Here is a 22,599-nt window from a genome sequence, read left to right as displayed (position 1 = left end):
AGCTGAATCACCCATGCCATCAATCTTATTAAGAGTGACTTCGCTCTGGAAAAAGGGGTTTTTCCGAAACCAGCTCTAATGTCACCGGAAAATCCTGATGGGTCACAGCCGTAATGGGTTGCAGTAGTGTCGGTTGGTTCTCTTGTAATAACTGGTAGCCCAAATATGCGGCATTAATCCCCACGAGGAATACAAAAATATAAGGCATGACATTGCTTTTCCGTGCATTGTTTAGATACAAACAATAACATAGTTTTTTTAATTTAAAAACAAATTGTATGGTGGATTAAGCCGTAATTTTCTTCATTTTTAATCCATTAATTTATGGTTATCGATCACCGTCACTTCATTATTTTTTCCTGACATGACGCAATTATATTTTGCTGAATGTAAAGAATACGCACATCGATAAAAATAATTGATAGCTATCTTTTTTAAACCCAAACGCGGATGTCTAAAGTGCAGGGTGTAATTTGAAAGCGCGACTAAAAAGATTTTGTCGAGAGTGCTTGCAGAGTGATCACGACCTACAATATAGTCATAACTATCGTTTTGTTGTAAATTACTAAATGCGCCCGCGTGGGCTGATGCAAGCGGGGAGGGTATCCTGTTGCGATAACGGGATCATCCCGGCTTTATGCGAAGTGCCCCAGCCTATTTAATGATTTATAAGCAAAAAATATATTCGATGCTCAGAATGGAATTCCTCGCACTATGACAAACCGCACTCATACGCCAGAAAACGCGACTCCGTCGTGGAAGAATTGGTCGGGATTACAACAGTCCAATCCTAGCCATTACGCAACGCCCCATGATCAAAGCGCGCTTAGTCAAGTTATTCGCCAATCTGACAAATGTCGTGTAGTCGGTGCGGGTCACTCCTTTACGCCGCTGGTGTGTACCGATCATACGTTGATCTCTCTGGATGGGCTTTCCGGTTTGGTACGACATGATCAAAATCTCGTACAAAGTACAATTTATGCGGGCACGCGGTTAAAAAATCTTGGGCCAATGCTGCTCGGTATCAATCAAGGTCTTGCGAATCAAGGAGATATTGATGAGCAGAGCCTGGCGGGTGCCGTGGCGACAGGGACGCATGGTACTGGACAGAATCTGACCTGTTTGTCGGGTTTGGTTGAAGGGTTTCAGTTGGTGACTGCAAATGGCGAATTGCTGGAGTGCGACCGAGCCCAAAATACGGAAATCTTTACCGCTGGGCGTGTGGCACTCGGAAGCTTTGGGGTATTGAGTCAAATAACCATGCAAAACGTACCCAGTTACCGCCTAAAAGAGCAGATTTCGCTGGTGCCCCTCGACGATATTTTGACCCATATGGATCAATGGAAGACAGCGCATCGACATATTGAATGTTTTGTCTTTGCCCATGGTTCTAAAGCGTTACTGAAAACATTAGATCCGACCACTGATGATATTCAAGTCTTGCCAGAGTCTTGGCCTTCTGAGGATACGTTATTAACCGCTTGCTGTGAGATCACGCGTGCACTGCCTGCTTTGAGTCCACAGATTCAAAGAATGCTGGGAGTTTTTATTAAGCCGACTACGCGTGTGGACTGGTCATCAAAGATTTTTCCTGCGGTGAGGGAAACACGTTTTAATGAAATGGAATATCAAATCCCCGCGGCACAGGGTCTTGCATGTTTAGCTGAAGTCGTTGCAACGCTCAAGAAGCATAAAGCGCCTGTATTTTTTCCCATCGAGTATCGCTATGTCAAAGGCGATGATATTTGGCTGAGTCCCTTTTACCAGCAGGATTCGGCATCGATATCGATCCACCAATATCATAAGCAAGATTGCTGGGAAATTTTCAAATTGATTGAGCCTATCTTTTGGAAATATCAAGGCCGCCCACACTGGGGGAAATTACATACACTAAGTGCTAAGCAGCTCAAAGCACTCTATCCCTGTTGGGATGCTTTTATGGCAATCAGAGAAATGCTTGATCCAACCCAAAAATGGTTGAACCCTCATTTAAAGACGCTATTTCTGGGTTGAGCGATAGGCTCATCAATAAAGGGATAATTTCGCGATGTCTGACTATTTTAAAATACTAAACAGTGCTTTGCAGCGGGCTAATTTTGCATTGCCAGCGCTCATCATTGATCAGGCGCGTCTGGATGCCAATTTGAATCGCGTCAAGCGCATGCTGCCTGCAACGATACAATCCAGAATTGTCGTTAAATCATTGTGTGCAGTGGAGTTACTGCAATATATTGCGCAGGCTTTGGATTGTCAGCGGTTTATGGTTTTTCATCTGCCACATATAGCGAAGGTCGTTAACCTCTTTCCAAAGTCAGACATCCTGCTCGGCAAGCCCATGCCAGTCAAAGCGGTTCAAGCCTTTTACGCGGAGAATCAATCATTAGACTCTGTACGTATTCAGTGGCTGGTCGATACACCAGAACGATTAGAGCAGTATCTGGCTTTGGCACAGTCACAACAATTGACGCTGTCGATCAATATTGAGATTGATGTGGGGCTGCATCGCGGAGGGATTAAGGATTTGGCTCCTTTTCAGCGATTGTTGACGCTGATTCAAGATCATCCTCAACAATTGGAACTCGCAGGGTTGATGGGTTATGACGCTCACGTCTCTAAGATTCCGACCTTTATTCAGCCGATTGCACAGGGCTATGCCGAGTCGCAGCAGCATTATCAGCGCTACATAGAATCCATATTGCAGGATTTTCCGCGACTCTATCAAACTGGTCTTTGCTTCAATGGTTCGGGTAGCCCGACCTTTAGCCTGCATACCGAACACAGCGTCTGCAATGACTTGTCCTTTGGTTCCATGCTGCTCAAGCCTAAAGACTTTGATATCCCCAGTCTGGATGGTTTTCAGTCTGCGCTGTGGATTGCCGCACCAGTTTTAAAAAAATTACCTTCCACGCAAATCCCCGGACTGACATGGCTGGATCGCTTGCCATCTTTTCAAGACGCTTTGTTTATTTATGGCGGGAAATGGATGGCGGACTTTGTTTATCCGCAAGGCGCACATGCCAATCGTTTGTTTGGACGCAGTAGCAATCAAGATCTGGTCAATGTCCCTAAATCTGCACAAATCCAAGTCGATGATTTTATTTTCCTGCAGCCGACACAGAGTGAGTCCATCATCAGTCAGTTTGAGCAGGTGTGGCTTTATGATGGTATAGGCTTTACGCCGTGGCATTCTTTTATCTAGCTCATGACGCTGATTTAAAAAAGAAACCTTACTCAGCCTCACCGAGTCTGATGAAGTAGGTCGCCAAAGCAGAGGCCACGATTGACATGACTGCTTTGGGATCTAGCGAAGGATCATCGAACAGCATTTCCATCGGGGAGTAGGCCATTTCAATCGCCACGCGACTGATAAGAAGCAATTGTGCTGGGGCAATATGAGGGAGTGCCTCACGTAAGAGTTCAACATTATAGGTCGATACTTCCAGATCTGAAGCTAAACGCACTTCTTGCAGCATCGGCACTGCACGCATGGCACGAATAATCCACATGCCTCCCGTTGTCTCACGGGTAATTTCGTAAGTTTCAAGCTGTAATCCGAGTAGGGCTGTTTCCAAAGACTTGAGCCCGCTGGTAAACACGACCGGCGTCAGCCACTTCGGGATGATCGCATTTTGCCGCTCCATGAGCCGACGCGACAGCTCATGCAACAGCGCATATTTATTTGGGAAATAGCGATAGAGCGCTGGGGGCGTGAGTTCAGCACGCTGGCAGACCAGATTGGTCGATAACCGTTCAAAGCCCACCTCAGCCAGTGTTTCTGCTGCTGCTTCTAGAATCCGTTCATAGGTCTGGGTTGCACGCGTTTGGGCGGGCTGCATCTTGGGTTCCAGTTCCAGCGATTCCGTTTTTTTGGGACGAGGAGCGGCCATAAAAATCTTTCCAATGAGGCTTGCGTAATTGTATCGGCCATAATATAGTCATCGCTATATTATAGTTATGACTATAATTGCGTGCAAGCGGTGAATAAGCAACGTCAGAACCCTATGGGTATCTGTCAGTCGCACCGACTTATACCATTTTATGGCGGGTTTTCAAGATTACAACCCGAGATTGTGCAAGGACTTGTGTGATGTCTTGTGCAAAAGCGTTATTAATCACGACCTATAACATCAGTCGTGAAGATGGGTAAAGGTGAAAAAATTGATCCATTCCTTACTTAAACATCAGGATGATGTGCATGACGAAGACTTCTTTACAGTTCAGCCGCTTTGAGACGGTTGCAGCGCTCATGCTGGGCTCTCTAGCGCTACTGATATTGGGTTTGCAGCCTGTACTGCTGGGTGAACTGGTTGCAGAGCATCAAATCACCATGGAAGGAGTCGGGATTGTTGCCATGGGTGAGATTTTTGCGATTGGTATCGGTGTCATTCTTGCGGAAAAATTCTTCTCTATATACCACTTACGCTGGATAGCATGTGCAACGATCATCTTGTTAGCCGTCATCAATCTGATCATGGTGAAGGTCAGCGGTGATATTGCCTTTACGATCCTGCGTATGCTCGCGGGCCTGGTCGAAGGTGCGATGCTGTGGTTAACCACCAGTATGATTGTGCGTACCGCACATCCCGATCAGATGGCAGGATTATTTCTGATGGTGCAAACCTTATTGCAGGCGCTTGTGACATTACTCTTGGCGCGCTATGTCATGCCTATGGGTGGCTGGCAATCAGGTTTTGTTGCACTTGCTGTATTGACGCTGCTTTCTCTTTTGCTATTACCGTTTATCCCAACACAACTCACTACGCTGGTTAATGAAACGACACCTCCAGTTGCCTCTGCTATGACTTTGTTTGTATTGGCGGTTCCCTTTGCATTTTTGAGTGCGATAGGGGCGCTATGGGCTTATATGGATCCACTGGGGCGAGCCGTGGGCTTCGGTGCTATCGGTGTGCAAACGCTGATCGCTTGGGTACTGGTTTTACAAATCATAGGCAGTGCCGCTGCAATTCTGCTGGTTAGAAGGCTGCCACTGCTGATCACGATGAGCGTTGGTGCTGTACTCATGGGCGCAATAGCGCTGGTGATTTATGTATTACCTATAGGCAATACGCTGCTTTTTGCCATGTTGTGCTTGGGATTTGGCTTTGTCTGGCAATTTTTTATGCCTTTTCAAATTCGATTGGCTATGGCTGCTGATCCAGCAGGGCGTGTTGCCATGCTTGTACCAGCCTCACAATTGCTGGGTTGTGCTTTTGGGCCATTGATTGCTTCGTTCAGTGTCACAGGGGACAACGCAGCAAGTGTTCCATTGGTCAGTATGGGGTTTGCAGGATTGATGGTGGTAGCGCTATTGATGGTTTGGCGGCGTAATTGTGGGAGTGTGCAGTCAGCGACTGCATCGAAGTGTTGATACATGGCTTAAGTGATTTTTTGACATAAATTAATTTTATATCAATTGTTTGATGTGGAGTAATGGCGAAAAAAGAGAGCATGGCAGGGGAAGTTAGGTCTAATGGGTTCCATTGATATGGAATGCTGAATCAATCATGTATGAGGTGTCATCGAAAATGGAAAATCGAATCTCGTTTATTAAGCTCGCTTTAGCAGGGGCCGTCGCGGTGTGTTTTAACCATTCGGCATTGGCCACGGAAACAGGGGTCGACAATGTCGGCGCGGGCAGCGATGGCATGTTTGTTGCGCCTCTTGATCTTGCCAGCTTACCCTCTAACCTTTTCGTGTTTGATCTGTATTACAACCATTATTCGGCCACGAAGTTTAAATCGGCGATCCTTGGTGGAGATATCCCAGACTTTAAGGTCAATTCAAACAGCATCATTCCTCGGGTTGACTATCTCAGTGGTATCACGCTTCCCGGCGGTGGTCGACTCGGTGGCTATCTTGCGGTCCCATTTACCAAAGTAACGGTTTCATTTCCTGATTTTGTCGGTGGTGTGAACAAGGATAGTCGTGATGGCTTAGGTGATATTCAATTTGCGCCAATCATTCTGTGGGGTTTTGGCAAAAATCTAACAGTGGGTACTGGACTTGAAGTTACGGTTCCAACTGGAAAGTATGATGCCACGCGTCTGGCCAATACCAGCAATAACTTTTATACCTATAAGCCTGTCTTTCCAATCACGTGGCAGCCGAACGACAATGTCGAGGTTTCGAGCAAAATCTCGTACAGCTTTAATCAAAAAAACAAAGACACTGATTATCGATCAGGGCAGATTTTCCACTTTGATTATTCTCTGACGTATAAAATAGCGGATAACCTGCACCTCGGTGTTAATGGCTACTACTTCAAGCAGACGACTGATGATAAGCAATATGGCGAAGCAGTGACAGACGTGATGGGTACGCCAGTGTCGAATGGAAATCGAGGTCAAGCATTTGCGATTGGCCCAGCCGTGCATTTCACTTTCTTAAAATACGCGTCGGCAGAACTGCGCTGGGAAAAAGAATTCGATGCACGCAATCGACCTGAAGGACAAACGGTTTGGGCGAAGGTCAGCTTGCCGTATCTGTTTTAAGTATTAAAAAATATGTGTTATCTATCCAATACTAAGCCATAAAAAATCCCCCTGCATGCTTAAACATGCAGAGGGATCATTGATTTCATCTTTTAGATAAAATTAGTCTTCGCGTTTTTTGCGGAAGTCAGTGCGTGGCGCAGAGTCTCCACCAAAGCGGCGTTCTTGACGTTCAAAACGGTCATCACGGCTGCCAGCTTGGAATTCGCGACGTGGACGTGCTGGTGCAGTGTTGGCTGCGCCTTCACGGTTAAAGTTACGTTCGCCAACGACACGACCTTCACTACGACCGCCCACTTCTGAATTGAAGCTACGCTCGTTGCCACCCGCACGCGGGCTGCTGAACGGACGTGGTGCAGCTGCGCCATCACGGCTAAAGCCACGACCTGCACCTGAATCACGATTGAAGTCACCACGCGGTGCACGATCGCCACCATCACGGCTGAAACCAGCGCTACGCGGAGCACCGCCATCACGTGATGGATATGGACGGTCACCGGCTGGACGTGGACGATCACCCGATGGACGTGAGTCAAAACGATTGCCACGATTTTCATCATTGCCACGTGGACGGTCGCTGTTGAAACGTTGACCATCACGTTCTGGACGTGGTGAACTGCTGTCTCTAAAGTCACCACGAGGTGCTGAATCACGAGGAGCAGAGTCACGGCTAAAGCCACGACCACCTTCGCTGTTACCGAAGTCGCGCGGTGCAGCTGCGCCATCACGGTTACCACGATAGCCACCAGAATCACGACTGCCGCCATCACGGCTATAACCGCCACTGCGACCACCGCCATCACGGCCATAACCACCACTATTGCGGCCGCCACCAAAACCACCACGACCACCGTCACGGCCGCGACGATCGCTGCCTGCAGGTGGTGGGCTTGGCTCAAGGCCAGCGATTTCGGTTACGTTGATTTTGGCTTGTAAGTAGTCTTCAAGCGCACGAATCTTACTGCGTTCACGATGAGTCGCCAAGGTGATCGCTTGACCACTACGACCTGCACGGCCAGTACGGCCAATACGGTGTACGTAGTCTTCGTTTTTCATTGGTAAGCCAAAGTTGATCACATGGCTGATCGCAGGAACGTCAAGACCACGTGCGGCAACATCGGTTGCAACCAGAACGCGAACTTTACCTTCACGTAGGCTGCGGATACGGCGCATACGTACGGCTTGTGGCATCGCACCATGCAGTGCAACCACTTGATGACCCGCCATCGCCAGCTCTTCAGCTAACATGTCGGTATCTTCTTGAGTGCTTGCAAACACAACGGCTTGATCCATGGTTTCGTCATTCAACCAATGAGACAGCAATTTTTTCTTGTGTTCAAAACCATCAGTCCAATGCAGTGTTTGGGTGACGTCAAGGTTGGTTGAGTGACCAGTTTCAATCGCGATGCGTGTTGGGTCTGCTTTCATCATGCGTTTTGCAAGATGGATGATGCGATCTGCGAATGTTGCAGAGAACATCAAGGTTTGTTTACGGTTTGCAGCCAAGTCACCGATGGCTTCTAGGTCTTCAGAGAAGCCCAGATCCAGCATACGGTCAGCTTCATCAACGATCAACGCATCGACTTCGTTCAGTGCGAGTTGGCGACGGTTTACGAGGTCAAGCAGACGACCAGGTGTTGCGATAAGAACTTGCGCGCCTTTGAGCTGTGCAATTTGCTTACCGAAAGGCATGCCGCCCATAACAGTTGCAATGCGTACGCCGCGTACATGGCGAACCAGTTTGATTGCATCTTGGCTGACTTGCTGTGCAAGTTCGCGTGTTGGGCAGAGTACGAGAATGTTAGGTGAAGGCATGTTTTTCAAACGTGCATTCAGGGATGGTTGGTCTTGCATTGCCAGAGCGTTTAATGTTGGCAGCAAGAATGCAGCGGTTTTACCGCTACCGGTTTGGCTTGATACGAGAAGGTCTTTACCTGCGAGTGCTGCAGGGATCGCTTGCAACTGAACATCAGTCGGTGCGGTATATTCAAGATCAGTCAGGGCTTGTTGTAGGCTAGGGGCTAGCTCAAAATCAGAAAAAGTCATGCTCATGGGGTTTTGTCCGTTTTTCGGACACTCCAATTAAAAAAAATCAAAATAGCGCATCGGCGCGAGCAGGGATAAGGACCAACGTATTACTTTATAAAACCGTTTATATCGTCGGTTATAAAGTCTGACGAGTCTCGTATCGTTTTGAATGTGGGCACATCGGTAGTTTGACTTTCGCTCGCCATGGTTGCTTTAAAACAAGCATCACATACGAGACATATCAAATAGATGACCTAAATTCTTTAAACAAAGCCAAATCAGATCAAATGATTCAAAATGAATCAATTCAATGGAGGCTTCCTGAAAAAGACGATGCAGGGCTTATACACAAAAACACACAAATGCTTTTGGACGTGGCCTGAAGATTGTCGATAAGGCTATCGACTTGGGCGTTGGTTACATTCTCTTGAATGTGGACGCTTAATTTAGTCGCTTAGTTTTGGCTGTTTTAAGGCGGCGAGACTAAACTGACTGGTCAGTGGAAAAGTTCAGGCATGAACGTGAAAAGTGCGTGGCGAGATTGTAGGGCAACAATGTTTAATAAGCAAGGCATCAGCATTAAAAATCTAAAAATAGTATAAAGAAAAATTATTTAATTTTGACTGTGCGGTCAGTTTTGTAAAAAAGCACCCCCTCCAATGAAGATTGGAGGGGGTGATTTGCAGCTAGTACCAGTTCAACAAGGATACGCCGAGCCCAACATACGTAGATTGATGATTGTAATCGATCAAGCTTTCACCGTAACCATTAAACACTTGCACAAACCCGCGCAGATTGCCTTGTAGTGGGAAGGTCCAGTCGAGTTGCGCTGCACCGTGCGACTTATCGCCCGTTTTGAGACTATGGCGCAGCATTAAGGAGAATTCTTGGTTATTCCATTTGCGGGTAATTTGTAGGTCACCACGCCCAAGGTAGTTGCTGATATCTGGATTATCGTCATCGGCTTTGCTTTCTGGAATGCGATACCAAGGACGTAGCATGACGACCCAGTCCCCGCGCTCAAGCCCAATATTCAAGATCGCCCGATTCCAGCTGCGAGAGAGGGGTAGTGCACGGCCATTGGATTGGTGATTCAGCGTAAGCCCGAAGAGTCGGCCATCTAATCCCAAAAAATTATAATTGGTGCGAAAGATTAAGCTGGCTTCAGGTTCATAATTCGTTTCACGAAATGGGCGAGAGTCATCAGCGTTATACACTTGCCAGCGTGATGTCTGGGTATATCCGAGCCATAAGTCACCATTGTTGCCAAAGATGTTTTCAAGCGCTTTGGTTTTCAGACTGAACTGAAATTTTGATTCAACATCGTCAATGTTCAAAGGTGTAGTGACTGTATTTGCAGGGTTGGGGCTGGATGGGGTCGTATTGGCCTTGGTGTTATAAAAAACAGGCAAAATATAGAGTGGTTTATTGGCGCGTAAATTAAATGTTCCCAGTTTGGATTCAGGCGATAGCTCCCAGCGTCGATCCAGCAATGAGGTGGTCGGCGTAATGGGTGTCGTGCTTTGATTGGAGGCATCGAATGGGTTAATTGCGGTGGCTAAGGGGACATCTTTATTGGTGCTTGCAATCGCGTTCGCCGCTTTGGCTTCGGTCTTGGCGGCAGCTTGCGCAGCAGCTTGACGACCGAATGCGACATCATAACACGCGAGGCGTGCAGCATCGGCATCAATGCTGGTGCATGCTAGGGGTGTTGCTGGCGTTGGATTGTTTTCGGGTGCTGACGGAATTGCAACCGTTGTAGTGGGTATTTGATTTGTGGTCGTGGCTGCGATGGCAGGTGCGGTGCAACTGATGATCAAAACTGAAAGTGCCGTTTGCGGGAGACGCGACATGGTTGATCCTGATTATCCAATTGGTGTGAATCATGTCGCATCATTATCATATTTTGTACAAAAAACAAATGAATTTCATTTTGATAATGTTTTTTAAGTTGGGGTCTTAGATAAATAAATGATGAGCCAGTGTCTATTTTAAGGAAGAAGCTGAAAATAGAAGGGTTGTGGGTATTTGAGTCTTAATACGCGCATTGTGCGTACTTTTTTGACTATATGCAGTCTAGGGATGTTGGTGTATAAGCGAGTTAAATCATTTATTTCAAGTAGAGGTGCTTTTGTGCGTTGGGAAGATCGAAGAGAAAGTGACAACGTCGAAGACGCTCGCGGAAGTAGTGGTCGTGGTTTTCGGGTTGGCGGTGGGGTAGGCATTGGGACGCTTGTTTTAGCATTGGTGCTTTGGAAGGGGTGCGGCATTGATCCTTCCGTGACTTTGGGTTTAAGCCAACAGGTGCAATCGACAGGGTCGGCTGCAACCCCAAGTGGTCAGCCTGTTGTGGATACGCCCGAGAGTGCCCGAGATAAGAAATTTGTCAGTGTGGTGCTGGCGGATACCGAAGATACGTGGCGGCAGATATTTCAAGAGCACCATGCGACCTACCAGCCGCCAAAGTTAACGTTATTTAGCGGTACCATCCAGTCTGGTTGTGGTGCAGCAGAATCAGCAATGGGTCCTTTTTATTGCCCGATGGATCAAAAAGTCTATCTTGATATGGATTTCTTTAAAGACATGCGTCAGCAGTTAGGCATCAGTGGTGATCAGCAAAATAGCGGATCAGGGGCTAATGATGAGGCTGGTGATTTTGCACGTGCTTATGTGGTGGCGCATGAGGTGGGGCATCACGTTCAGAATTTACTCGGTATCGCAGATAAGATACAAAGTGCACGGCAAAATGCGAGTAAGGTGCAGTCCAATGCACTCTCGGTACGTCAAGAGTTGCAGGCGGATTGTTTTGCCGGTGTGTGGGCAAATCGCAATCAGCAGCGGGTGAACTTTTTGCAGGCGGGTGATATTGAAGAAGCATTAAACGCGGCAACCGCGATTGGCGATGACCGTTTGCAACAGCGCGCACATGGCTATGTGGTACCGGATAGCTTTACTCATGGTACCAGCGCCCAACGCGTCAAGTGGTTTCAATTGGGGTTCCAACAAGGGCGGATTGAAGTCTGCGATACATTTGGGCAGGCAATTTAAACGGGATTCTTGTTGAAGTTGGGGCTCGGGCACAGGCTAATGATAGTCATTAGCCTTTGGTGATATGGATTTGCTGATGTTGGGTATTTCATTATTTGATTGTTTTTATAAAGTGTGTGCGTTCATCCTTGTCGCTGTTGAATAAGCTTACTGGTATGCGGGATCATCATAGTTGTTATGTGCAGTGGGTGGATCAGCACTGCTGTAAAGCGCAAAGTGGTGATGATTTGGCTAAGTTGCGGTTGCTAAAAAAGAATCATTGGTTCATTATTTCCCCGCGCTTTTTTGAGCTTCATCTAGAAAAGCGATGTCTATATCAGGTATAGTTCGCCTATGAAATTTTAAGTAAACGTTTTTGGTTCCGATATCTGTCGGACAATCATTAAAAAATGTTTACTTAAAATCTTTAATCAAGGTTCTGACAGTGGGGTTTTTCTCACCGTTAGAGCTTGGCAAGCCAGGAGTAATCCCCGCATGAGTGCCATCGTAGCCCATCATTGGTCGTTGATTGCTTTTGTTCTAGGTGTTGTTTTTTTGTTGGGCTTTATGCTGACCGTTCCTCTCTTGATGGGCGGAAAAGCAGTGGGTCGTACAAAGGAAGAACCATTCGAGTCAGGTCAGCTTGGTGCTGGCGGTGCTCGTTTGCGGTTGTCCGCAAAGTTTTATCTGGTGGCGATGTTCTTCGTCATCTTCGATGTTGAAGCCCTCTTTCTCTATGCATACTCCGTTTCCGTCCGCGAAAATGGCTGGGTAGGCTTTGTCGAAGTTGCTGTCTTTATTGTCGTGCTGCTCGTTGGGTTGATCTATGTTTGGCGCATCGGTGCGCTGGATTGGGCACCTGAAAAACGCCTTGCGCTTGAAAAAGCTGCACGTCAAAAACATGGCAGCGAACAAGCACCATTGGATCTTGCTGAAATCACGCGTTTCATCCCGATGGAAGAACTCGAGCTTGATAACCGCGGCATGATTCCCGGACAGTCGATCGATGCAGCTGCAAATGCTGTGCAACAAGCTAAGCTGCAAAAGGAAAGCGTATGAAATACACACTGACTCGCGCCACTCAAGATGGCGAAACAGCCCTGCAATACCCCGACCACTCCAGTGAAGTTGTCAGCGATCCGCTGCAAGACCAAGTTGATAAAAACATCTTTATGACCAAGCTTGAAGACTTGGCGCATTTGGCTGTGAACTGGGGTCGTAAAAATTCACTCTGGCCGTATAACTTTGGTTTGTCATGTTGCTATGTTGAAATGGCAACCGCCTTCACCTCACCGCATGATCTTGCGCGTTTTGGTGCAGAGGTTATTCGCGCATCACCCCGTCAAGCCGATTTGATGGTGGTTGCGGGAACTTGTTTTGTTAAAATGGCACCTGTCGTACAGCGTCTATACGAACAAATGCTTGAACCTAAATGGGTGATTTCAATGGGTGCGTGTGCCAACTCCGGTGGCATGTACGACATTTACTCTGTGGTGCAAGGTGTCGATAAATTTATTCCTGTGGATGTCTATATCCCCGGCTGCCCACCGCGCCCAGAAGCCTTTCTGCAAGCGTTGATGTTACTTCAGGATTCAATCGGTAAAGAGCGTCGTCCTTTATCGAGTGTTGTTGGTGATCAGGGTCTGTATCGTCCTATCATGCAGCCTGAGCGTGATCGTAAACAAGCTGAGCGTATTGCGGTGACCAATCTGCGTTCGCCGGATGATGCGAGCTAAGAAGTTTCTCTTTAATTTGTATGGACTTTTGACCTGATTTCATCTGCATGCATCAATAAGTAGCATAAGCGGTTAAGTAAAAAGCAGCATCAGATGAGTCAGCGATCGCCAAACAAAGCATTTAAAACATATTTAAGAAATTGTTGTTATTTGGGAAGTCTAGCAATGGCTGAAGCTCAAGCGGTAGCATCTGATGCGCAAGATGCGAATCAAGCTGCACCTTTTATAGATCCTCGCCCTGCATTCGCGGTGGTAGAGGAATTACGTGTCAAGTTCGGTGATTCGCTGTTTTTGCAAGCGACACACGACGATATGCCTACACTCTGGGTTGAACGTTCGCAGCTGTTAGAAGTGCTGATGTTCTTACGTACCCTGCCTAAACCCTACGTGATGTTATATGACCTCTCGGCAATTGATGAGCGCTTGCGTACTCATCGTGCAGGTCTGCCACCTTCTGATTTCACAGTGTTCTATCACTTGCTGTCTTTAGAGCGTAACAGCGATATCCGTATCAAGGTTGCGCTAAAAGAATCAGATGTTAACCTTCCAACCGCAACCAAAATTTGGCCAAACGCCAATTGGTACGAACGTGAAGTATGGGATATGTTTGGGATTACCTTTACGGGTCATCCGCACTTACGTCGCATTCTGCTACCTAACTACTGGGAAGGTCATCCACTGCGCAAAGAGTACTCTGCGCGCGCAACTGAATTTGATCCGTATCGTTTGAATGCCGAAAAGCACAAGCTTGAAGAAGAGTCAGGGAACTTTAATCCTGATGACTGGGGCATGAAGCGCGGCAACAAAAACGAAGATTTCATGTTCTTGAACTTGGGTCCAAACCACCCTTCAGCGCACGGTGCGTTCCGTATTGTGCTGCAGTTGGATGGTGAAGAGATCCTCGACTGTGTGCCAGAGATCGGTTACCACCACCGTGGTGCTGAGAAGATGGCAGAGCGTCAGTCATGGCACTCCTTTATTCCTTATACCGACCGGATCGACTATCTCGGCGGTGTCATGAACAACTTGCCGTATGTCATGTCCGTTGAGAAGCTGGCTGGGATCAAGGTGCCTGATCGTGTAAATACGATTCGTATCATGATGAGCGAGTTCTTCCGTGTCACCTCTCATCTGTTGTTCTTGGGAACGTACATTCAGGATTTGGGCGGGATGACCCCGATCTTCTTTATGTTTACTGACCGCCAAAAAGCCTATGATGTGATCGAAGCCATTACCGGTTTCCGTATGCACCCTGCATGGTTCCGCATCGGCGGTGTTGCCCATGACTTGCCACGCGGTTGGGACAAGCTCGTTCGTGATTTCGTCGAGTGGATGCCGAAGCGCTTGGACGAATACGTCAAAGCTGCGATTCAAAACTCGATGATCATGGGCCGTGCCAAAGGCGTTGCGCAATATGACGCACGTCAAGCCTTGGCTTGGGGTGTAACAGGCGCAGGTCTGCGTGCTACTGGTGTTGATTTCGACTTACGTAAAGCCCGCCCTTATTGTGGTTATGAGAACTTCGACTTTGAAGTGCCATTGGCCTATAACGGCGATGCGTATGACCGCTGTCTGGTGCGTATTGAAGAAATGCGTCAGTCGATTCGTATTATCAAGCAGTGCTTGGACAATATGCCTGAAGGTCCTTATAAAGCAGATCACCCTCTCGCCGTACCACCACCGAAAGACCGCACTCTGCAAGACATTGAAACACTGATTACGCACTTCTTGAGCGTGTCTTGGGGTCCGGTCATGCCTGAAGGTGAAGCCAGCATGATGGTTGAAGCCACCAAAGGGATTAACAGCTATTACCTGACCAGTGACCGCAATACGATGAGTTATCGTACGCGTATCCGCACACCCAGTTATGCGCATCTCCAGCAAATGCCTTCGGTGATTAATGGCAGTATGGTTCCAGATTTGATTACATATTTGGCGTCGATTGACTTCGTAATGGCTGACGTTGACCGCTAAGGAATTAATTGTATGATGATTTTAAAAAATAAAGCGCGAATCCTCAGCGATAAGCAACCGCATATCAATGTGGAAGCGGTCCTGACCGAGAGTGAGCGCGCTGCGCTGCATGATTTTATGCATCACTATCCAGATCCACGTGCGGCATCACTCGACTCACTCAAACATGTGCAAAAGCGCAATGGTTGGGTGGATGATGCACAGGTTAATGCCATTGCCCAAGTGTTAGGCATCTCGATTCCTGATGTTGAAGGGGTTGCGACATTCTATAACCGCATTTATCGTCAACCCGTTGGTCGTCATGTGATCCTGTTGTGTGATTCGATTGCATGTTTTCTGATGGGCAATGAGTCACTGGCTGCTGTGTTTAAAAAACAATTAGGCATTCAGTACGGTCAGACCACACCGGATGGTCGTTTTACGCTGTTGCCTATCTGTTGTTTAGGGAATTGTGATAAAGCCCCTTCGCTCATGATCGATGAAGATACCTACGGACTTGTGTCCCAAGCCCAAGTTGCCGAAGTATTGGAGCAATACCTATGACATCTGAAAATAAACCAGACAACAAAGATCTACCAGAAGGCAGTACGGTCAGCGTTGTTGCTGGCGTTGCAATTGCAAAAGCTGAAGAAAAAGCAGCTCAAGAAGCCGCTGCGAAAGCCGCAAAAATTGAAGCCGCGAAGATCCCTAAGACTGAGCCAACCCCGATTCATGGCAACGGTACAGCAGAGACGCATCCACTGACTTGGCGCTTGAAACATCATCAGCAAGTGCTCGGCATGGATACCTATGAGTCATTAGAAGGTTATCAGGGCTTGAAGAAAGCCTTAAAAATGACTCCAGCTGAAGTACAGGGCATCATTAAAGATGCAGTGCTGCGTGGTCGCGGTGGTGCTGGCTTCCCAGCGGGGATCAAGTGGTCTTTGATTCCGATGAATAAAGAAGGTTCCCCAGATGTAGGCCCGAAATATCTGGTCTGTAACGCTGACGAGATGGAGCCGGGTACATTTAAAGATCGCTTATTGATGGAGAAACTTCCCCATCAATTGGTAGAGGCGATGATTCTGGTGTCATATGCGATTGGTGCGCAAACAGGCTATATCTTCTTGCGTGGGGAATATGTCCTTGCCGCGAAAAATCTTAACAGCGCAATCTATCAAGCGAAAGCCAAGGGTTATCTCGGTGAGAACATCCTTGATTCAGGTCATAACTTTGACCTACATGTGCATACTGGCGCTGGACGTTATATCTGCGGCGAAGAAACTGCACTGATTAACTCGCTAGAAGGCCGCCGCGCAAATCCACGGACCAAACCACCATTCCCACAAATTTCCGGCGCATGGGGTAAACCCACGATTGTGAACAACGTTGAGACCCTGTGTAACGTGCCTGCAATTATCGTACGCGGTGCAACATGGTTTAAAGGGTTGTCCAATGGTCGTAGTGGCGATGCAGGCACCAAGATCTATGGCGCATCAGGTAAGGTCAAATTCCCGGGTCTTTGGGAACTGCCGATCGGGACCAGTGCCCGTGAAATTTTGGCACTCGCAGGCGGCATGCAAGATGGCCTTGAGCTGAAGTGCTGGTTGCCGGGCGGTGCCTCGACAGACTTCTTGATGCCAGAGCATCTGGACCTGGCGATGGACTTTGACACGATCGGTAAAGCAGGTAGTCGTATGGGTACCGGTCTTTTGATGGTGGTTGACCAAACTCAGAATATCGTCTCAGCCGTTCGTAACCTTGAAGAATTTTTTGCACGTGAATCATGCGGTTGGTGTACGCCATGCCGTGATGGCTTGCCGTGGGCGGTCAAACTGCTTAAAGGTCTGGAGCAGGGTGAAGGGAAAGCAGAAGACATCGATGTCTTGCTGCAACTGACTCGCTTCTTAGGGCCTGGAAAAACGTTCTGTGCGCATGCGCCCGGCGCGATGGAGCCACTCCAGAGTGCGCTCAAGTTCTTCCGCTCAGAGTTTGAAGCAGGCGTGCGCGCAACCAAGGTTGACGCGATTAATCATATTTCAGTTATACAAGCATAAGGAATCGAGATGGCAGTCATTCATGTCGATGGAAAGCAGTTTGATGTTAATGGAGCGGATAATCTCCTCAAAGCGTGTTTATCGCTGGGTTTAGATATTCCGTATTTCTGTTGGCATCCCGCGCTGGGTTCAGTAGGTGCGTGTCGTCAATGTGCGGTGAAGCAATACAACACCGCTGAAGACGCCGCCGCTGGTCGTGGTCGTTTGGTTATGTCATGTATGACACCCAATACCGACAATATGTATATTTCGATTGATGATGCTGAAGCGGTTGCATTCCGTGCCAGCGTTGTTGAGTGGTTGATGACCAATCATCCGCACGACTGTCCAGTCTGTGAAGAGGGTGGTCACTGCCATTTACAAGATATGACCGTGATGACGGGCCATGATCGTCGTCGCTATCGCTTTACCAAACGTACTCACCAGAACCAATATCTCGGTCCATTCATTTCGCATGAAATGAACCGCTGTATTTCATGCTATCGCTGCGTTCGTTATTACAATGATTACGCCGGAGGTAAAGATCTCGGTGTGTTTGGCGCGGCATCCAATGTGTACTTTGGTCGTGCGACTGAAGGCGTACTGGAAAGTGAATTCTCCGGTAATTTGGTTGAAGTCTGCCCTACAGGCGTGTTTACCGATAAAACCCATAGTGAACGCTATAATCGTAAGTGGGACATGCAATACGCACCAAGCGTTTGCCAACAATGTTCTAGCGGTTGTAACACTTCACCGGGCGAGCGCTATGGCGAAATCCGTCGTATCGAAAACCGTTTTAATGGTTCCGTCAATCAATACTTCCTCTGTGACCGTGGTCGCTTTGGTTATGGCTATGTCAACCGTGCTGACCGTCCACGTCAACCGTTGCAAACCGTAGCGGGCAAACAGTCAGCAATTACGGTTGATGCGGCACTGGATCAAGTGATTGCAACCTTAAAAGGCAAAAAAGTATTCGGTATCGGCTCGCCACGTGCATCGGTGGAAACCAACTTTGCACTGCGTGAATTGGTCGGTACTGCAAATTTCTCATCGGGTGTGTCACGCGATGAACAACTGCTGATCGAAAAAACTGCTGAAATTCTGCAAACCGAAGGCATCTATAACCCGAATCTGCGTGATGTAGAAGACGCTGATGCGGTATTGATCTTGGGTGAAGACATTACTCAAACTGCTGCACGTGTTGCCTTAGCTGTACGCCAAGCTGCGAAAACCCGCAGTGAAAACATGGCTGCCAAGCTGAAAACCCAAGAGTGGTTGGCAGAACCAGTCAGTCGTATTGGTCAGCGTGAACAAAGCCCGATCTTTATTCTTTCAGTCTCTGAAACCAAACTGGATGAGCTCGCTGAAGGCGTTTGTGTTGCAACGCCGAATGATATCGCGCGCTTAGGTTTTGCGGTTGCGGCGAGCATCGCTGGTGAGCCGTTGACAGGTCTTGCTGAAGAGGCGGTTGAATTTGCCCATCAAATTGCGGCGACATTAAAAGCGGCGAAGAAACCTTTGGTTGTGACAGGAACCACCTTACGTGAGCCTGCGCTGCTTGAAGCCGCAGCACAGATTGTTCAAAACTTGGGTGTGTATTTCGCGGCTCAAGGTGATGACGCAGGTCTGGCTGGTATCAATCTGGTCGTGCCTGAAGTCAACTCTATGGGTTTAGCATTGCTTGCTCAGCATGGCGGTGCACAACCCCTAGAAAACTTACTCGATGCTGATTATGACGTACTCATCATTGCTGAAAATGATCTGACTCGTCGTTTGCCGAAAGCCAAAGTTGAAGCGTTGTTTGCCAAAGCACAGCAAATTATTGTGCTGGATCATCAAGCGACTGAGACCACCGCACAAGCACAAATCGTACTGCCAGCAGCGAGTTTTGCTGAAGGCGATGGCACTGTAGTATCTGGCGAAGGCCGTGCACAGCGTTATTTCCAAGTGTTCGATGCGAGCTATTACGACGCGAAGATCACGATCAAAGAAGGCTGGCGCTGGTTGCATGCGGTTAAGGTCGGTCTTGAGAATCGTGCGATTGAATGGACCGTACTAGATGATGTGATTGAGTCCATCGCACGTCTGGTGCCATCGCTTGAGCACATCGTTGAAGCGGCACCGAATGCTGGCTATCGTGTTCAGGGGCTGAAGATTGCACGTGAACCACGTCGCTACTCAGGTCGTACCTCTATGCGTGCCAAAGTATCCGTTCATGAACCTCGTCAACCGCAAGATAAAGACTCGGCATTGACCTTCTCGATGGAAGGTTATGTGGGGCCGCAAGAGTCTGGTTCGTTGATTCCCTTTGCGTGGGCGCCAGGCTGGAACTCACCGCAATCTTGGAATAAATTCCAAGATGAAGTGGGTGGACATTTAAAAGCGGGTGATCCAGGTGTACGTCTGTTCGACCTACTGCGCAAAACTGCAAAACGTACTTATGTGGCACCTGATGCGGATGCTGGCGTTGGCTATAAATTGCTGCCAATCGCTAATCTCTATGCATCAGATGAGATGGCTGCACGTGCACCTGTTATGCAAGAACGTATCAGCGATGCGGTATTGACCTTAAGCACTGAAACGGCTGAACAATTGAAGCTGAAAGACGGTCAAGATGTTCTGTTGCAAGTCGGGATTGACGAAGTGCGGTTACCGATCGTTGTCACCGAAAACTTGCCTGTGGGCGTGATCGGTTATCCACTCGGCCAACTCACGGCATTGGATCTGTCACAAGCGGTCGTGATTCAGGCGGCACCACAAGTTCAATCTGCTGCGGTAGGGGGCTAAGATGAGAGCTGACCCAACGTTACCGAATTTTCTTGCAGGCACGCTGACCCAATCGCAATGGGATATTACCTTTTCGGTTGTACAAGCGGTCTTGATCCTGTTACTCGTAGTTATGGTTGCAGGTTTCCTGAGCTTTGTAGAGCGCCGTGTGCTTGCACTGTGGCAGGATCGGTATGGTCCAAACCGCGTGGGTCCTTTTGGTCTATTTCAGATCATCGCCGATGCGCTGAAGATGTTCTTCAAAGAAGACTGGACTCCGCCATTTGTTGACAAACTGACCTTTATCCTTGCGCCTGCCATTGGTATGGGGGCATTGATGTTGTCCTTTATCGTTGTGCCATTCACGCCGACATGGGGTGTGGCTGATTTGAATATCGGCATTCTGTTTTTCTTTGCTATGGCAGGTCTGGGTGTATACGCCGTGATGTTTGCTGGTTGGGCATCGAATAACAAATTTGCGCTTCTCGGTGGCATCCGTGCCGCTGCACAGACGGTGAGCTATGAAGTGTTCATGGGCTTGTCGTTAATGGGTGTGGTTGCAACTGTTGGTAGCTTTAGCTTGCGTGACATCGTTGAATATCAGCAAACCCACCTCTGGTTTGTGATTCCACAGTTCTTGGGTTTCATCACCTTTGCGATTGCGGGTGTGGCAGTGACTCACCGTAGTCCATTCGACGCGCCTGAAGCCGAGCAGGATCTGGGTGCGGGTTACCATACCGAATACGCAGGGATGAAGTGGGGTATGTTCTTCGTTGGTGAATATATCGGTGTGATTCTGGTGTCTGCCCTAATCAGTGCCTTGTTCTTTGGCGGTTGGCTTGCGCCGTTTAACTGGAATATTCCTTACGTACCAGCCATTTTCTGGTTTGTCGTGAAAATTGTATTTTTCGTCATGATGTTTATCTTGGTTCGCGCTGCATTACCGCGTCCTCGTTATGACCAAATCATGAATTTCGGTTGGAAAATCTGTTTACCGATTACGTTATTGAATCTATTGGTTACTGCCGGCATGGTGCTTTATACCAGCCCGCTGCAGCCTTAAAGCATGCTTTGGAATGAACATAATGAATAATTCTAGTGCAAACTTATTGACCGGTGTCTGGTCCCAAATTCGTAGCTTGCTGATGGTGTTTAGCCATGCATGGCGCAAGCGCGATACCTTAATGTATCCTGAAGTGCCGATTAATCCGCCGCCGCGTTATCGTGGCCGGATTATCCTGACCCGTGATCCCGATGGGGAAGAGCGCTGTGTGGCGTGTAACCTGTGTGCGGTTGCCTGCCCAGTGGGTTGTATTTCCCTGCAAAAAGCGGAGAAAGAAGACGGACGCTGGTATCCGGAGTTTTTCCGTATCAACTTCAGCCGTTGTATTTTCTGCGGCATGTGCGAAGAAGCGTGTCCAACGACTGCGATTCAATTGACACCAGATTTTGAAATGGCTGAATTTGACCGTCAAAATCTAGTGTATGAAAAAGAACATTTGCTGATCTCCGGACCTGGTAAATACCACGACTATAACTTCTACCGCGTAGCGGGGATGTCGATTGCTGGCAAACCTAAAGGTTCTGGCGAGCACGAAGCGGCTCCGGTCGACGTGAAGGGGTTGTTGCCATGATGACGACTATATTGAACGCTTGGCCGTTCTACGCGATTGCTGTGGTTGCGATCTTTGCAACCATCCGCACCGTAACCAATACCAACCCTGTTCATGCGCTGCTCAGTTTGATTGTTTCCTTACTCTCTGTTGCTGGCTTGTTCTTCTGTCTCGGCGCACCGTTTGCTGCGGCACTGGAAGTGATTGTCTATGCAGGCGCCATCATGGTGCTGTTCGTGTTTGTGGTCATGATGCTGAACTTAGGTCAGGCGACGACTGCACAAGAAAAACGCTGGTTTACTGCTGAAACATGGGCGTGGCCAGCTGGCTTATCGTTCTTACTCGCTCTGGCTGTGGTCTGGCTTTTGGCCAGTGGTCAATACGATCCACAAACGGCGATCACTGGTACTCAAGTGGTCGATGCCAAGTTGGTCGGTATTTCCCTGTTTGGACCTTACTTGCTGTTGGTTGAGCTTGCGTCATTGCTGCTGCTGGCGGCTTTGGTTGCTGCGTACCATCTGGGTCGTAATACCGATGGCTTCAATGATCCGATCGCGATCCGTGATGTCGCTGCAGAAACGACTGCACAAATTAAAGAAAAACAGTTGGCTCGCCAACAATCTCAGAATAAAGGGGCATCGAAATGATCATTCCTTTAGAACATGGCTTGGTGATCTCGGCAATTCTGTTTGCGCTGGGTTTTTATGGTGTGATGGCACGTCGTAATCTGATGTTTATCCTGATGAGTCTAGAAGTCATGATGAATGCAGCGGCGCTGGCATTTGTGGTCGCAGGTTCGCGCTGGGTACAACCGGATGGTCAGGTGATGTTTATCCTGATTCTGACCCTTGCCGCAGCGGAGGCCAGTATTGGTCTTGCGATCCTGTTGCAGTTTTATCGTCGATTCCAGCACTTGGATATCGATGCGGCCAGTGAGATGCACGGATGA

The 22,599-nt window shown here is 48.2% G+C and carries 19 protein-coding genes; 15 read left to right on the top strand and 4 right to left on the bottom strand.

Annotated features, from left to right (window positions below; genetic code table 11):
• Positions 1-28 precede the first annotated feature (28 nt).
• Positions 29-208 carry a hypothetical protein gene (locus ACLHG7_RS02755; protein WP_410209534.1) on the bottom strand — a complete coding sequence of 60 codons (180 nt, stop codon included), beginning with the start codon at positions 206-208 and terminating at the stop codon, positions 29-31.
• Positions 209-714: 506 nt separating this feature from the next.
• On the opposite strand from ACLHG7_RS02755, the gene ACLHG7_RS02750 reads away from it, so the two are divergent.
• Both ACLHG7_RS02750 and ACLHG7_RS02745 read left to right on the top strand, forming a co-directional pair.
• Entirely contained in the window at positions 715-2,013 is a 1,299-nt protein-coding gene (locus tag ACLHG7_RS02750) for a D-arabinono-1,4-lactone oxidase (RefSeq protein WP_410209533.1), read from the top strand.
• 34 nt (positions 2,014-2,047) lie between these two features.
• Entirely contained in the window at positions 2,048-3,199 is a 1,152-nt protein-coding gene (locus ACLHG7_RS02745) for an alanine racemase (RefSeq protein WP_410209532.1), read from the top strand.
• A 28-nt stretch (positions 3,200-3,227) separates the two neighbouring features.
• Here the strand turns inward: ACLHG7_RS02745 and ACLHG7_RS02740 are convergent, their stop codons facing one another.
• The gene (locus ACLHG7_RS02740) at positions 3,228-3,887 is read right to left on the bottom strand and encodes a TetR/AcrR family transcriptional regulator (protein ID WP_410209531.1); all 660 of its coding nucleotides are present in this window, start codon (positions 3,885-3,887) and stop codon (positions 3,228-3,230) included.
• 308 nt (positions 3,888-4,195) lie between these two features.
• Between ACLHG7_RS02740 and ACLHG7_RS02735 the strand changes: the two genes are divergently transcribed.
• Positions 4,196-5,368, top strand: a complete 1,173-nt coding sequence (locus ACLHG7_RS02735; RefSeq protein ID WP_410209530.1) for an MFS transporter — start codon at positions 4,196-4,198, stop codon at positions 5,366-5,368.
• Positions 5,369-5,525: 157 nt separating this feature from the next.
• Positions 5,526-6,491, top strand: a complete 966-nt coding sequence (locus ACLHG7_RS02730) for a transporter (RefSeq protein ID WP_410209529.1) — start codon at positions 5,526-5,528, stop codon at positions 6,489-6,491.
• Positions 6,492-6,593: 102 nt separating this feature from the next.
• On the opposite strand, the gene ACLHG7_RS02725 is transcribed toward ACLHG7_RS02730, so the two are convergent.
• Together ACLHG7_RS02725 and ACLHG7_RS02720 are read right to left on the bottom strand one after the other, a co-directional pair.
• A complete protein-coding gene (locus ACLHG7_RS02725) occupies positions 6,594-8,543 on the bottom strand; it encodes a DEAD/DEAH box helicase (protein ID WP_410209528.1) in 1,950 nt (649 codons plus the stop codon).
• Positions 8,544-9,205: 662 nt separating this feature from the next.
• A complete protein-coding gene (locus tag ACLHG7_RS02720; RefSeq protein ID WP_410209527.1) occupies positions 9,206-10,372 on the bottom strand; it encodes a phospholipase A in 1,167 nt (388 codons plus the stop codon).
• 280 nt (positions 10,373-10,652) lie between these two features.
• On the opposite strand from ACLHG7_RS02720, the gene ACLHG7_RS02715 reads away from it, so the two are divergent.
• The 11 genes from ACLHG7_RS02715 to nuoK all read left to right on the top strand — a co-directional run bounded on the left by ACLHG7_RS02715 (position 10,653) and on the right by nuoK (position 22,599).
• The gene (locus ACLHG7_RS02715; protein WP_410209526.1) at positions 10,653-11,567 is read left to right on the top strand and encodes a neutral zinc metallopeptidase; all 915 of its coding nucleotides are present in this window, start codon (positions 10,653-10,655) and stop codon (positions 11,565-11,567) included.
• Positions 11,568-12,041: 474 nt separating this feature from the next.
• On the top strand, positions 12,042-12,605 hold the full coding sequence (locus tag ACLHG7_RS02710; RefSeq protein WP_114899684.1) for an NADH-quinone oxidoreductase subunit A: 564 nt from the start codon (positions 12,042-12,044) through the stop codon (positions 12,603-12,605).
• Positions 12,602-13,282 (top strand): NuoB/complex I 20 kDa subunit family protein, encoded by a 681-nt coding sequence (locus tag ACLHG7_RS02705; RefSeq protein ID WP_114899683.1) that lies wholly within the window; start codon positions 12,602-12,604, stop codon positions 13,280-13,282. Before ACLHG7_RS02710 ends, ACLHG7_RS02705 begins: the two co-directional genes overlap by 4 nt.
• 165 nt (positions 13,283-13,447) lie before the next feature.
• Positions 13,448-15,256, top strand: a complete 1,809-nt coding sequence (gene nuoC / locus ACLHG7_RS02700; RefSeq protein WP_114899682.1) for an NADH-quinone oxidoreductase subunit C/D — start codon at positions 13,448-13,450, stop codon at positions 15,254-15,256.
• Positions 15,257-15,271: 15 nt separating this feature from the next.
• Positions 15,272-15,799 (top strand): NADH-quinone oxidoreductase subunit NuoE, encoded by a 528-nt coding sequence (gene nuoE / locus ACLHG7_RS02695; protein ID WP_410209684.1) that lies wholly within the window; start codon positions 15,272-15,274, stop codon positions 15,797-15,799.
• Positions 15,796-17,292: an NADH-quinone oxidoreductase subunit NuoF gene (gene nuoF, locus ACLHG7_RS02690; RefSeq protein ID WP_410209525.1), complete on the top strand. Its 1,497-nt coding sequence runs from the start codon at positions 15,796-15,798 to the stop codon at positions 17,290-17,292. The genes nuoE and nuoF overlap by 4 nt, the downstream gene beginning before the upstream one ends.
• A 9-nt stretch (positions 17,293-17,301) precedes the next feature.
• Complete coding sequence (gene nuoG / locus ACLHG7_RS02685) at positions 17,302-20,058, top strand: NADH-quinone oxidoreductase subunit NuoG (protein WP_410209524.1); 2,757 nt, start codon at positions 17,302-17,304, stop codon at positions 20,056-20,058.
• Position 20,059: 1 nt separating this feature from the next.
• Positions 20,060-21,100, top strand: coding sequence for an NADH-quinone oxidoreductase subunit NuoH (nuoH, locus tag ACLHG7_RS02680; protein WP_114899679.1), 1,041 nt, complete (start codon positions 20,060-20,062; stop codon positions 21,098-21,100).
• Positions 21,101-21,122: 22 nt separating this feature from the next.
• Complete coding sequence (nuoI, locus tag ACLHG7_RS02675) at positions 21,123-21,671, top strand: NADH-quinone oxidoreductase subunit NuoI (RefSeq protein WP_114899678.1); 549 nt, start codon at positions 21,123-21,125, stop codon at positions 21,669-21,671.
• The gene (gene nuoJ, locus ACLHG7_RS02670) at positions 21,671-22,297 is read left to right on the top strand and encodes an NADH-quinone oxidoreductase subunit J (protein WP_114900752.1); all 627 of its coding nucleotides are present in this window, start codon (positions 21,671-21,673) and stop codon (positions 22,295-22,297) included. The genes nuoI and nuoJ overlap by 1 nt, the downstream gene beginning before the upstream one ends.
• On the top strand, positions 22,294-22,599 hold the full coding sequence (nuoK, locus tag ACLHG7_RS02665) for an NADH-quinone oxidoreductase subunit NuoK (RefSeq protein ID WP_114899677.1): 306 nt from the start codon (positions 22,294-22,296) through the stop codon (positions 22,597-22,599). Before nuoJ ends, nuoK begins: the two co-directional genes overlap by 4 nt.

Source organism: Aquirhabdus sp. (assembly GCF_046462495.1).
In the GTDB taxonomy this organism is placed as follows: Bacteria; Pseudomonadota; Gammaproteobacteria; order Pseudomonadales; family Moraxellaceae; genus Aquirhabdus.
This window is presented reverse-complemented; position numbering and strand designations above follow the sequence as displayed.